10 protein-coding genes are annotated in these 12,832 nt (G+C 69.3%); 9 read left to right on the top strand and 1 reads right to left on the bottom strand.

Translation table 11 applies throughout. The features are described 5' to 3' along the window. Positions 1–86 precede the first annotated feature (86 nt). From TBIF_RS01530 to ilvA, 8 genes are all read left to right on the top strand, one after another. A complete protein-coding gene (locus TBIF_RS01530) occupies positions 87–1,049 on the top strand; it encodes an NAD-dependent epimerase/dehydratase family protein (RefSeq protein WP_024793123.1) in 963 nt (320 codons plus the stop codon). 7 nt (positions 1,050–1,056) lie between these two features. Continuing rightward, positions 1,057–2,496, top strand: a complete 1,440-nt coding sequence (locus tag TBIF_RS01525; RefSeq protein WP_024793122.1) for a DNA polymerase IV — start codon at positions 1,057–1,059, stop codon at positions 2,494–2,496. Between the two features lie 91 nt (positions 2,497–2,587). Continuing rightward, the gene (locus TBIF_RS01520) at positions 2,588–3,115 is read left to right on the top strand and encodes a WKL family lipoprotein (protein ID WP_024793121.1); all 528 of its coding nucleotides are present in this window, start codon (positions 2,588–2,590) and stop codon (positions 3,113–3,115) included. A gap of 114 nt (positions 3,116–3,229) precedes the next feature. Then, complete coding sequence (lspA, locus tag TBIF_RS22615; protein WP_084611481.1) at positions 3,230–3,868, top strand: signal peptidase II; 639 nt, start codon at positions 3,230–3,232, stop codon at positions 3,866–3,868. Then, positions 3,861–4,787: an RluA family pseudouridine synthase gene (locus TBIF_RS01510; protein ID WP_038169369.1), complete on the top strand. Its 927-nt coding sequence runs from the start codon at positions 3,861–3,863 to the stop codon at positions 4,785–4,787. Before lspA ends, TBIF_RS01510 begins: the two co-directional genes overlap by 8 nt. After that, positions 4,788–5,408, top strand: a complete 621-nt coding sequence (locus tag TBIF_RS01505) for a hypothetical protein (protein ID WP_024793118.1) — start codon at positions 4,788–4,790, stop codon at positions 5,406–5,408. A gap of 140 nt (positions 5,409–5,548) precedes the next feature. After that, a complete protein-coding gene (gene dnaE, locus TBIF_RS01500) occupies positions 5,549–9,103 on the top strand; it encodes a DNA polymerase III subunit alpha (protein ID WP_024793117.1) in 3,555 nt (1,184 codons plus the stop codon). A 90-nt stretch (positions 9,104–9,193) separates the two neighbouring features. Then, complete coding sequence (gene ilvA, locus TBIF_RS01495) at positions 9,194–10,531, top strand: threonine ammonia-lyase IlvA (RefSeq protein ID WP_024793116.1); 1,338 nt, start codon at positions 9,194–9,196, stop codon at positions 10,529–10,531. 17 nt (positions 10,532–10,548) lie between these two features. Here the strand turns inward: ilvA and TBIF_RS01490 are convergent, their stop codons facing one another. Next, complete coding sequence (locus TBIF_RS01490; protein ID WP_024793115.1) at positions 10,549–11,103, bottom strand: TetR/AcrR family transcriptional regulator; 555 nt, start codon at positions 11,101–11,103, stop codon at positions 10,549–10,551. 79 nt (positions 11,104–11,182) lie between these two features. Between TBIF_RS01490 and TBIF_RS01485 the strand changes: the two genes are divergently transcribed. Next, the gene (locus TBIF_RS01485) at positions 11,183–12,706 is read left to right on the top strand and encodes an MFS transporter (RefSeq protein ID WP_024793114.1); all 1,524 of its coding nucleotides are present in this window, start codon (positions 11,183–11,185) and stop codon (positions 12,704–12,706) included. The last annotated feature ends 126 nt before the right edge of the window (positions 12,707–12,832 follow it).

Raw genomic sequence — 12,832 nt, 5'->3', positions numbered from 1 at the left:
AGAGCAGTGCTCTTGCATCCTCCGGCGAGCGGAGTAGTCTGGTGTTCGCAATTAGAGAGCACTGCTCGCAAAGGTGATGAGTTGTCATGAATGAACTGAATATGGTGATCGGGCAGGGGCCCGTCGGCGCGACGGTCGCGGCGCTGTTGGCGGCACGCGGCGGCCGGGTGCGGACCGTGACCCGGTCGGGAGCTGGCGGCGGCGGTGGGGTCGAGGCGGTTCGCGCCGACGCCCTCGATCCGGAATCACTGCGCGGGCTGTTTGACGGGGCCACTGCGGTGTACGACTGCCTGCACGCGGGCAAGTACACGGATAAGGAGTGGCAGCGGGTCCTCCCGGCGACGGATCGCAACGTGCGGGCGGAGGCGGCGCGGACCGGAGCGCTGATCGTGTACCCGGAGAGCCTCTATAGCTATGCGCCGCCAACGGGGCCGATCACGGAGGGCAGCCCGCGCCGGCCAGCCACCGCGAAGGGCCACATCCGCGCCGCGCTCATCGAGGCGCGGCTCGCCGACGCGCAGCCGGTGGCGATCGTCGCGGCGTCCGACTTCTACGGCCCCCACGCACGCAAGGCCCATGCCGGAGACCGGATGCTGGCGGCGGTCACAGGGGGCAAGACCCTGCGCGTGCTCGGCAGCGCAGCCCAGCCGCACTCGTTCACCTATGTGCCGGACCTGGCGGCCGCGATGATCGCGGCGGCGAGTAGGCCGGAGCTGTGGAACCGGATCCTGCTCGCGCCCACCGTCGCCCCGTTGACCCAACGCGAGCTCGCGGGCCGATACGCGGCCGCCGCGGGCGTGGGCGCGCCGACGGTGGCGCCGCTGCCCGGGTGGCTGCTGCGGGGCGCGGGCCTGGCGCTGCCGGAGATGGCGGGGATCGCGGAGATGGACTACCAATTCACGCGGCCGTTCACCGTGAACAGTGCCTGGAGCGAGGCGGCCTTGGGGCTGGCGCCCACGCCGCTAGAGGACGGCGTCGCGGCGACCATGGGGTGGTGGCGCACCCGTTCGGACGGCGGCCGGGCGGGCGGCAGCGGGCGCGGGCGATAATCGTGGCGTGACCCCCGATGCCAGCCCCCCGCCCAGCGCCACCCAGCGCTGGGTGCTGCATCTGGACATGGACTCGTTCTTCGCCTCCGTCGAGCAGTTGACCCGGCCCACCCTGCGCGGGCGGCCGGTGCTCGTCGGCGGCGCGGGCCAGCGCGGGGTGGTGGCCGGGGCCAGCTACGAGGCCCGCGCCTACGGTGCCCACTCGGCGATGCCGATGCACCAGGCTCGCCGCCTGGTCGGCGCGCGGGCCGTGGTGGTGCGCCCCCGCGGCGTGGTCTACGGCCTGGCCAGCGCTCGGGTGTTCCAGACCGTTCGGGCGGTGATCCCGGTGATCGAACAGCTGTCGATGGACGAGGCGTTCGGGGAGCCTGAGGAGCTGATCGGGGCCACCGCCGCGCAGGTGGGCGAATTCTGCGCCCGGCTCCGCGAGCGGGTGCTCCAGGAGACGGGCCTCGTCGCCTCCGTCGGCGCCGGCTCGGGGAAACAGATCGCCAAGATCGCGTCGGACCTGGCGAAGCCGCGCGGGCAGCGGGTGATTGCCCGTGCCGAGCAGCAGGAGGTGCTGGAGGCGCTGCCGGTGCGCAGCCTCTGGGGCATCGGGCCCGTCGCCAACGAGCGGCTGCAGAAGGTGGGAGTGGAGACCATCGGCGATCTCGCCGGGCTGGACCGCGCGGAGATCATCTCACTGCTGGGCGCCACCACCGGCCCGGCCCTGCACGCGCTGGCCCGCGGCATTGACGACCGCGTGGTGGCCGAGCGCGGCGAGGCGAAATCCGTGAGCGCCGAGACCACCTTCGCCAAGGACCTGCTCACCAAGCGCGAGATCAAGGTGGCCCTGGCCGCGACGGGGGAGGCCGCGCACCGCCGGCTCCTGCGCGATGGCCGGGGGGCGCGGACCGTGATCGCGAAGTTCCGCAAGGCGGACATGTCCGCGGTGACCCGTTCGACCACGCTCGCCTATGCCACCACCTCGCTCTCCGTCCTGCTCGCGGCGGCGCAGCGGGTGGCGGTCGACCCCGCGGAGATCGGGGCGATCCGGCTCGTCGGCGTGGGCTTCGCGGGATTGTCCTCGCAGCAGCAGACGGTGCTCTTCCCCGATCTGGACCTTGCCGTCCCCGTGGAGCAGGATGGCGCGGGCGGGTGGGCGAGCTCACAGGACGATATGGGGGCGGAGCCGGCCCCGCCGCCAGAGCCGGAGTTGACGTTCGACGCCGGCGCGGATGTCCGCCACCCGGACTACGGTCACGGGTGGGTCCAGGGCAGCGGGCAAGGCGTGGTCACGGTGCGATTCGAGACCCGCACCTCAGGGCCAGGACGGGTCCAGACCTTCGCGGTCGCGGACCCGTCTCTGACCGCCGGAGACCCGAGCGACAGCCTGGATTGGCAGGGGTGGAGCGCGGACCCGCCAGATTCCCCCGTCGAGCACTTTGCCGAGAATTTGGCATAGTGGAGGCGTTGTCTCGGATGCGTGTCCGGGATAGATGACATTGAGACCGGTGGGGGCCAGGCTCCGGCCGCACAAAGATGAGGACCTGAATATGAACTTCTCTAAGCCCGTGATCGCCGCAGTCGCACTCGCGGCTGCGCTCTCGCTGACCGCCTGCGGCTCCAGCGGCGACGGTGGCAGCACCGAGACGACGGCGAAGACCACCACCTCCACCAGCTCGGCGACCGCCGCGCCCACCGACGGCGTGCCGGCCATGCCCACCGTGGACGAGCTGAACACGAAGTTCCGGATGGCGCTGGACCCCGCCGTGCCGGAGGCGGAGAAGATCGCGCTGGTGCAGGGCCTCGAGGCGGATCCGACTCTGCTGCAGCAGCTCTCGGACAAGGTCGCCCAGGCTGAGGCCGACGGCCTGGTCAGCGACATCACGGTCGTCGGGCCGCTCACGCCGATCAGCGCCGAGCAGATGTCGGTGCCGTTCACCATGAACTTCAACGGCCAGCTGACGCCGAGCGCCGTGGACGTCGTCGTCGATCAGGGTGAGTGGAAGCTCGCGAAGAGCAGCATCTGCAACCTCGCGACGCTGCTCGACATCGCCAGCCCCGCCTGCGTGACCGGATAGCCGCACTCGATCGACCCGCCTGCCCGGCCCCGCGCGAGAGTAGCGGTGCCGGGCAGGCGTCGGTTGCGGGCACCGCTGGTCACAGCGGTGGGCGCGGTAGTAGATGATGGGGCAGTGAATTACCCAGACGGGAGCGAAGTGAGCGCGAGCAAGGCCAAGGCCAAGGACGGGGACGGGGCACGGCGGCCGGGCGGGCTGACGCGCGCCAAGATGCTATGGCTGATCGCAGCCGTGGTGGTGATCGCGGACCTGGTCAGCAAGGTCATCGTGGTGGCCCAGCTGACCCCGGGCGTGCCGGTGTACCTGATCGGCGACCATGTCCGGCTGCTCCTCGTGCGCAACGCCGGCGCCGCGTTCTCGATGGCCACGGGGCTGACCTGGATCCTCACGATCGTCGCAGTGTGCGTCGTGATCGGGATCATCCGCTATGGCAGCCGGCTCACCTCCGCATGGTGGGCGCTGGGCCTGGGCCTGGTGCTCGGTGGCGCGCTGGGCAACCTCGTCGACCGCTTTTTCCGTGCGCCCGGGCCGCTGCAGGGGCATGTCGTCGACTTCTTCGCCGTCGGCTCCTTCCCGGTGTTTAACGTGGCGGACTCGGGAATCACCGTCGGCGCGATCCTGCTGGTGGCGCTGACGCTGTTCGGCGTGGAGCCGATGTCTCCGCAGCCGCCCGCGCAAGACCCGGTGCAGGCTGCCGACGATAAGGCCGACGACCAGACCAACGACAGCGGAACCGGTGATGAGAATGTCTGATACCAGGACCCTGCCCGTGCCCGACGGGCTCGATGGCATGCGGGTGGATGCGGGGCTCTCGCGGATGCTGGGGCTCTCCCGGACCGTCGCGGCGACGATGGCGGAGGACGGGCTGGTCATCATGGACAACGCCCCGGCCGGAAAATCGGAGCGGCTGCGGGCCGGCGCCTGGCTCGAGGTCACCCTGCCCGAGCCCAAGCGGGCGCCGACGATCGTCGCCGAGGCCGTCGACAACATGAAGATCATCTATGCCGACGAGCACATCGTGGTCGTGGACAAGCCGGTCGGCGTGGCCGCGCACTCAAGCGTCGGCTGGACCGGACCCACCGTCATCGGGGGCCTGGCCGCGGCCGGCTTCCGGATCTCCACCTCGGGCGCGCACGAGCGCCAGGGGATTGTGCACCGGCTCGACGTCGGCACCTCCGGCGTGATGGTGGTTGCGACATCGGAGATGGCATACACCCTGCTCAAGCGCGGATTCAAGCAGCGGACCATTGACAAGCGCTATCACGCGCTGGTGCAGGGCCATCCCGATCCGAGTAGCGGCACCATCGACGCGCCGATTGCGCGGGCGCGCGGCAACGACTGGAAGTTCGCGGTCATGGCGGACGGCAAGCACAGCATCACCCACTACGACACCGTCGAGGCGTTCCGCTCCGCGAGCCTGCTCGACGTGCACCTGGAGACCGGCCGCACCCACCAGATCCGGGTGCACTTCTCCGCGCTGAAGCACCCCTGCTGCGGTGACCTCACCTATGGGGCGGACCCGGTGATCGCCAAACGACTGGGGCTAGAGCGGCAGTGGCTGCACGCGCGCTCGCTGTCGTTCGCGCACCCCGCCAACGGCGCTATCGTCGAGTTCACCAGCGACTATCCGGACGACCTGCAGCACGCGCTGGACGTCCTCCGAGACGCGTAGATGCGCGAGCGGTCATGGCTCTGGGGCCTGGCTGGGTTGGCCGCGGTGCTGGGCCTCGCCTTCGCACTGGGCGCGGCCAACCCCGTCGCGCCCCAGCAGGTGGGGACCGACGCGCTGGGGCCCGACCCCGGCGAGCCCGCGGCGCAGTACCTGGCGCGGGCGGCGGAGAGCCTGGCGGTCGACGGGGCGGCGTCGCGCTGGGCGCTCGTCTCCTTCGACGACGGCTCGACCGCGGCGGCAGCGGCTGCGGCGGTGGGCCAGGCCCGCGTCTCGCAGGTGCAGTTCTGGTCGCTGGCGGCCGGCGCGCAGAGCCCCCTGATCACAGTCTCCACCGGCGCATCGGACGACCCCGCGGGGCTGCTTTCCGGCGCGCAGGCCCTTGCTGCGGCGCAGCTCGAGGCCGACATGTCCGCGGCGGTGCTCGAGGGCGTGCGGGCCACCGCGGCGGCGGACCTGCGGGCCGGCTGCGCGTGCGTGGTGGGGGTGCTGGTGCGCGGGGCGTCCGGCGAGCTGCGGGAGATCGCCGAGCGGCCGGGCGTCCGCGCTGTGGAGGCGCTGCCCGCGGACGCGGTGTTCGGGCGGTTCGGCCTGCGCGCACTCCTGCCCGGGGCGGGCGGCTGACATACACCAGCTCGGGTTCGCGCGCCGCCGCGCGTCCAGTTCCGAGCCGAGGTGAGGTTGTCGGTGTGGCCGCCTAGACTCGGAGCGCACCGCGATCGTTGGATGGCTGTGTCTGGGTCGAGAGAAAGAGTGCGTGTTACGTGACTGGCTCGTTTGTGCACCTGCATAACCACACCGAGTATTCGATGCTCGACGGCGCCGCGAAGACCGGTCCGTTGTTCGACGAGGCCAAACGGCTCGGAATGACCGCGGTGGGCATGACGGACCACGGCAACATGTTCGGCGCCAGTGAGTTCTACAACGCGACGAAGAAGCTCAAGAAGTCCACGGGCTACGACGTCAAGCCGATCATCGGCATCGAGGCGTACGTCGCGCCGGAGTCGCGCTTGAACACCAAGCGGGTCCTGTGGGGTACCCGTGACCAGAAGTCCGACGACGTGTCCGGTAGCGGCGCGTACACGCACATCACGATGGTCGCCCAGAACGCGACGGGGCTGCGGAACCTGTTCAAGCTGTCCTCGCTGGCCTCGATCGAGGGCCAGCTCGGCAAGTGGCCGCGCATGGACTCGGAGCTGATCGCCGAGCACGCCGAGGGCATCATCGCCACCACCGGCTGCCCGTCCGGCGAGGTCCAGACGCGGCTGCGCCTCGGCCAGGACCGCGAGGCGCTGGAGTCGGCCGCGAAGTGGCAGGAGATCTTTGGCCCGGAGAACTACTTCCTTGAGGTCATGGACCACGGACTGTCGATCGAGCGACGCGTGCGCAGCGGGCTCATGGAGATCAGCAAGACCCTCGAGATCCCGCCGGTGGCCACCAACGACTGCCACTACGTCTCCAAGGAGTTCGCGCAGACCCACGAGGCGCTGCTGTGCCTGCAGACCGGCAAGACCCTCAACGACCCGACGCGCTTCAAGTTCGACGGCGACGGCTACTACCTCAAGTCCGCCGCGGAGATGCGCGCGCTGTTCGACGACGAGGTGCCCGGCGCCTGCGACAACACGCTGCTGATCGCCGAGCGGGTCGAGTCCTATGCCGAGGTGTGGGAGCCCCGCGACCGGATGCCGGTCTTCCCCGTCCCCGAGGGCCACGACCAGAACAGCTGGCTCAAGGCCGAGGTGCTCCAAGGACTTGAGCGGCGCTTCCCAGGCGCGGTGCCGCCGGCCTACACCGAGCGCGTGCTGTTCGAGCTCGGTGTCATCGCCCAGATGGGCTTCCCGGCCTACTTCCTCGTCGTTGGCGACCTGATCCGGCACGCCCTCGAGGTCGGCATCCGCGTCGGCCCGGGCCGCGGCTCGGCCGCCGGCTCGCTCGTCGCGTACGCGCTGGGCATCACCAACATCGACCCGATCCCGTATGGGCTGCTGTTCGAGCGGTTCCTCAACCCTGAGCGCGTGTCGATGCCCGATATCGATATCGACTTCGATGACCGCCGCCGCGGCGAGATGATTCGCTACGCCTCCGAACGCTGGGGTGAGGACCGCGTGGCGCAGGTGATCACGTTCGGCACCATCAAGACGAAGGCCGCGTTCAAGGACTCGGCACGGGTGCACTTCGGCCAGCCGGGCTTCGCGATGGCGGACCGCATCACGAAGGCGCTGCCGCCGGCGGTCATGGCGAAGGACATCTCCGTCGCCGGCATCACCGACCCGAGCGATGAGCGCTATAAGGAGGCCTCCGAGGTCCGGGCGTTGATCGACACGGACCCGGATGTCAAGACGATCTACCAGACGGCGCTGGGCCTCGAGGGCCTGATCCGCAACGCCGGCGTGCACGCCTGCGCGGTGATCATGTCCTCCGAGCCGCTGACGGACGCGATCCCGCTGTGGAAGCGGCCTCAGGACGGTGCGCTGATCACCGGCTGGGACTATCCGTCCTGCGAGGACATCGGCCTGCTGAAGATGGACTTTTTGGGGCTGCGCAACCTCACGGTCCTGGGCGACGCCATTGACAACCTCAAGGCGAACCGGGGGATCGACCTCAACCTGGACACGCTGCCCCTCGACGACCCGAAGAGCTACGAGCTCCTGGCGCGCGGTGAGACGCTGGGCGTGTTCCAGCTCGACGGCGTCGCGATGCGCGAGCTGCTCAAGCTCATGAAGCCCACCCGCTTCGAGGACATCGTCGCAGTGCTCGCGCTCTACCGCCCCGGCCCGATGGGCGTGAACGCGCACACCGACTACGCCAAGCGCAAGAACGGGCTGCAGCAGGTCTCGCCAATCCACCCGGAGCTCGAGGAGCCACTGGCGGAGATCCTCTCCGAGACCTTCGGCCTGATCGTGTATCAGGAGCAGATCATGCAGATCGCGCAGAAGGTCGCCGGCTACTCGCTGGGCCAGGCCGACCTGCTGCGCCGCGCCATGGGCAAGAAGAAGAAGGAGATCCTGGACGAGGCCTACGGCGGCTTCCAGCAGGGCATGCTGGACAACGGCTTCTCCCAGCCCGCGATCACCGCGCTGTGGGACACGGTCTTGCCGTTCGCCGGCTACGCGTTCAACAAATCGCACGCCGCCGCCTATGGGCTCGTGTCCTACTGGACGGCGTACATGAAGGCGAACTACCAGGCCGAGTACATGGCGGGCCTGCTCACCTCCGTGGGCGATGACAAGGACAAGGCCGCGATCTACCTCGCGGACTGCCGCCACCTCGGCATCACGGTGCTCGCGCCGGACGTCAACGAGTCGTCCATGAACTTCACGTCGGTGGGCACGGACATCCGCTTCGGCCTCGGTGGTATCCGCAACGTGGGCGCCAACGTCGTGAACTCGATTGTCACGGCGCGCAGGGAGAAGGGCGCGTTCGCCAGCTTCTCCGACTACCTCGGCAAGGTCGACGCGGTCGCATGCGGCAAGAAGCCGATCGAGTCGCTGATCAAGGCCGGCGGTTTCGACTCCCTCGACCACCCCCGCAAGGGCCTGCTGCTGGTGCATGCCGACGCCGTCGACGCGGTCATGAGCACGAAGAAGGCCGAGGCCATCGGCCAGTTCGACCTGTTCGGCGGCGGTGGGGACGACGACGAGAACGCGTCCGTGTTCAACGTCGCGATCCCAGACGAGGAGTGGGAGACCAAGCACAAGCTGGCGCTCGAGCGCGAGATGCTGGGCCTCTACGTCACCGGCCACCCCCTCAACGGCGTCGAGCACCTGCTGGCCAAGATGTCGGACGCGTCGATTCCCGCGATCCTCGAGGGCCGCGTCAAGGACGGCCAGCAGGTCACGGTCGGCGGCATCCTGTCCTCGGTCGAGCGGCGGGTGAACAAGCAGGGCCTGTCGTGGGCGTCGGCGCGGCTGGAGGACCTCAACGGCGGCGTCGAGGTGATGTTCTTCCCGCAGACCTACTCGGTGCTGGGCATGGACGTCGCAGACGATGCGATTGTGCTGGTCAGCGGGCGGATCAAGGCGCGTGACGAGCGGCTGTCGATCATCGTCAACGACCTCGCGGTGCCGGATGTGTCCTCGGCCGCCGACTCACGGCCGGTCGCGGTCAGCCTGCAGACCCGCATGTGCACCCCCGACAAGGTGGGGGCGCTCAAGCAGATCCTCGCCCGGCACCCCGGCAAATCGGACGTGCACGTGCGGCTGCTCAGCGGGGACAAGATCACCACGCTCAAGCTCGACGACCGACTCAAGGTGGACCCCACGTCCGCCCTGATGGGGGACCTGAAGGCACTGCTCGGCCCGAGCTGCCTCGGCGGCTAGCGGGCGAATCGGCAATTCGTCCGCGAACAGGGGCGAGACGGTAGCGGACAGCGACCAGTGACAGAATGGGCACTTGTGACGAGCGAAAACATGACCAACACGCACCCAGCCCAGCGACGAGCGGTCAGCGCCGCCGATATCGACGCGGCTGCGGTGCGAATTTCGGGGGTCATCGCCGCTACGCCGCTGGAGCGCTGCGACCGGCTCTCCGCCGCCACCGGCGCGAACGTCTACCTCAAGCGGGAGGACCTACAGGTCGTCCGCTCCTATAAGCTGCGCGGCGCCTACAACCTGATGCTGCAGCTCAATGAGTCCGAGCGCGCCGCGGGCGTCGTCGCGGCCAGCGCCGGCAATCATGCCCAGGGCGTCGCGTTCGCCTGCCGCACTCTCGGCATCAAGGGCCGCATCTACGTGCCGGCGAAGACACCGAAGCAGAAGCGCGACCGGATCATGGTGCACGGCGGCGGCTTCGTAGAGTTGGTGGTCGGGGGCGGTAGCTACGACGCCGCGGCCGCGGCGGCCAAAGAGGACACCGAGAACACGGGCGCGACGATGGTCCCGCCGTTCGATGACATCCGCACCGTCGCAGGTCAGGGCACCGTCGCCGCCGAGATCCTGGGGCAGCTCGGCACGGCGCCGGACACCGTCGTGGTGCCGGTCGGCGGTGGCGGGCTGATCGCGGGGCTGGTCTCATACCTGCACGAGCGCACTCCCGACGTCACCGTCGTGGGTGTGGAGCCCACTGGCGCGCCGTCGATGACCGAGGCGCTGGCCGCCGGCCGCGCGGTGACCCTCGATGAGGTCGACCCATTCGTGGACGGCGCGGCCGTCGGGCGCGTGGGCGAGCTGCCGCTGGAGATCCTGATGGCGGCGGGGGCCGAATGCGTGACGCATTCCTCGCTGCCGCTGATCACCGTGCCGATCAAGCAGCCCGGCGCGGGCGGCATCACGATGCTGCAGGTCGACGAGGGCGCGGTCTGCACCGCGATGCTGGACCTATATCAGAACGAGGGCATCATCGCGGAGCCCGCCGGCGCGTTGTCGGTGACCGCGCTGAGCGGCCTGGAGTTCGAGCCAGGCTCGACGGTGGTCTGCGTGATCTCCGGCGGCAACAACGACGTCTCCCGCTACGGCGAGGTCCTCGAGCGCTCGCTGGTGCACCTGGGCCTCAAGCACTACTTCCTGGTCGGCTTCCCGCAGGAGCCGGGCGCGCTGCGCAGATTCCTCGACGAGGTCCTCGGCCCGGACGACGACATCACGCTCTTCGAGTACGTCAAGCGCAACAACCGGGACACCGGAGAGGCGCTGGTCGGCATCGAGTTGGGCCGCGCGGACTGCCTGGCCCCGCTGATCGAGCGGATGACGGACTCCCGCATGCATGTCGAGCGACTAGTGCCGGGCTCGCCCGCATACCGCTATCTGACCTGACGCCGTTCGGCGGGGGGTTAGTCGTGGCCGAGGAGCCGGGCGACCACCCGGCGGTGCAGTTCGGGATCGGGCTGGGGGAGTCCTAGCAAGCTGGCGAGGAACAGCCCGTCGCCGGCCAGCCGGACGATCTCCGCCTGCACCGGGTCGGCGAGCTCCTTGCGGAGCCCGTCGTCCCAGCCGCGCATGACCTCGGTGACGGCTCGCTGGATCTCGGTGTCCTGCCCGTCGACGCTGCGCAGCGACGCGATTGCCGACTGATAGAGCGGGTGGTCCTCGAACTCGTCGGTGTCGATCAACTGCAGGTAGAACTCGCTGATGGAACTGCCGCCGGCGACCGCCGCGGCGAGCTGCGCGTCGGAACGCTCGCCCAGCCTTCGGACCATCGCTGCGAGCAGCGCATCTTTGCTGGGGAAGTGGTACAGCAGGCCGCCCTTCGAGACGCCTGCGGCCGCGGCCACGGCGTCGAGAGTGGTGTGCAGTGGCCCGGCGTCGAGTAGCAGTTGCTCCAGCGCGTCGAGGATGCGGTCCCTGGTCGAGCGGGCAGGCGCGGGAGTCGGCTCGGAGTGAGTCATGCCACGGCACTATACCGTCCAGACGGTCGGCTGTTAAAGTCTGTACCGTCTAGACGGTTTATCAGTGGGGAGTTCCAGGGTGTCCGCGCAAGCACAGCAGGTCGACTCCAGGCGGGCGACAGGACGGGATTGGCTGGGCCTGACCGTCCTATGCGGCGCGGTGCTCCTGATCGCCATCGACGGCACGGTCCTGGACCTCGCGGTGCCCTCGATGTCGAAGGACCTGGAGCCCAGCAGCACGCAATTGCTCTGGATCATCGACATCTACTCCTTCGTCTTGGCGGCGCTGCTGGTGACGATGGGTGTGCTCAGCGACCGGGTCGGGCGGCGCAAACTGCTCATGATCGGCGCGGCTGGCTTCGGCCTCGCATCGATCTTCGCGGCGTTCTCGACCACCCCGGAGATGCTCATCGCGGCACGGGTCCTGCTCGGGGTCTTCGGCGCCACGCTGATGCCCTCGACCCTGGGCCTGATCCGCTCCATGTTCCACGACTCGCGACAGCGGGCCACCGCGATCGGCGTCTGGGGTGCGATGTGGGGCGGCGGCGCGGCGGGCGGGCCGTTGGTCGGCGGCTGGCTGCTGGAGCACTTCTGGTGGGGCTCGGTGTTCCTGATCAACGTGCCGGTGCTGATCGTCATGCTGATCCTCGCCCCGTTCTTGATCCCTGAGTCGCGGGATCCGAACCCGGGCCGGCTCGATGCCATCGGCGCGGCCTTGTCGATCGTGATGATGGTGCCGCTCGTATACGCGCTCAAGGAGGGGGCGATCAACGGGCCGACGTGGTCGCTGGTGCCGATCGTGGCGCTCGGGGTGGTGGCCGGCTGGCTGTTCTTCCGCCGCCAGCGCCGGATTAAGGACCCGCTGATCGACGTCACCCTGTTCAGCAAGCCGATCTTCACGACGGCGATCCTCATCAACCTCCTGTGCGTGTTTGGCCTGGCTGGCGTCCTATTCTTCGGCACCCAGTACCTGCAGATGGTGCTCGGCTACTCGCCGCTGCAGGCCGGGCTCATCGCGGTGCCGGGCACCGCTGCGAGCATGCTCACGGCGTTGGCGGCCGGCTGGGTCGCGCGCAAGTGGGGCAACCGCTGGGCCTTGGCGGGCTCGATGCTCTTCGCCGCTATCGGCGCGCTGATCCTGTTGGCCCTCCGGGTGGAGGGCGATGCGCTGATCTTCGCTATCGGCTTCGGCATTATCGGCCTCGGCTCCGGGCTGGGCCTGACACTGACCTCCGCACTGGTGGTCGACGTCGTCGAGCCCGAGCGCGCTGGCGCGGCCTCTGGCATGTCCGAGACGTCCTATGAGTTGGGCATCGCATCCGGTGTCGCCGTGCTGGGCAGCGTGGTCATGGCCTTCTACCGGGGCGGGATCGACGTGGGCGGGCTCAGCGGCGCCGACGCCGACGCGGCGCAGGCGACCCTCGGCGGCGCCGTGCACGTGGCCCATGACCTGGCCAGCCCTGCCGGCGATGCCATGTTCGTATCCGCGCAGGCCGCCTTCGTGAACGGTATGCACTTTGCGGCGGGCGCCACCGCCGCACTGATGCTGATCACGACCGGAGTGGTCCTTGTTTTGCTCAGGAATCATCCCCGAAATCAGTGATGGGCGTCGCCGCGCCGGCCGGCCCCGTAGGCCAGGCCCACGAGGCAGCGCGGGCGCAGCGGGCCGTGCTATGCGAGTTCGACTATTTTTCATATCTATCAGCGATTGGCCGGTCTACTGTGACAT

The organism is Tomitella biformata AHU 1821 (assembly GCF_000524475.1).
Lineage (GTDB): Bacteria > Actinomycetota > Actinomycetes > Mycobacteriales > Mycobacteriaceae > Tomitella > Tomitella biformata.
Note: the sequence above shows the minus strand (reverse complement) of the source record. Positions and strands in the feature narration are given on the sequence as shown.

Bases quoted from the DNA above. Each gene is read 5' to 3' on its own strand.
- TBIF_RS01530 (WP_024793123.1), top strand. From the start codon at position 87: ATGAATGAACTGAATATGGTGATCGGGCAGGGGCCCGTCGGCGCGACG.
- TBIF_RS01520 (WP_024793121.1), top strand. From the start codon at position 2,588: ATGAACTTCTCTAAGCCCGTGATCGCCGCAGTCGCACTCGCGGCTGCG.
- TBIF_RS01510 (WP_038169369.1), top strand. From the start codon at position 3,861: ATGTCTGATACCAGGACCCTGCCCGTGCCCGACGGGCTCGATGGCATG.
- TBIF_RS01505 (WP_024793118.1), top strand. From the start codon at position 4,788: ATGCGCGAGCGGTCATGGCTCTGGGGCCTGGCTGGGTTGGCCGCGGTG.
- ilvA (WP_024793116.1), top strand. From the start codon at position 9,194: ATGACCAACACGCACCCAGCCCAGCGACGAGCGGTCAGCGCCGCCGAT.
- TBIF_RS01490 (WP_024793115.1), bottom strand. From the start codon at position 11,103: ATGACTCACTCCGAGCCGACTCCCGCGCCTGCCCGCTCGACCAGGGAC.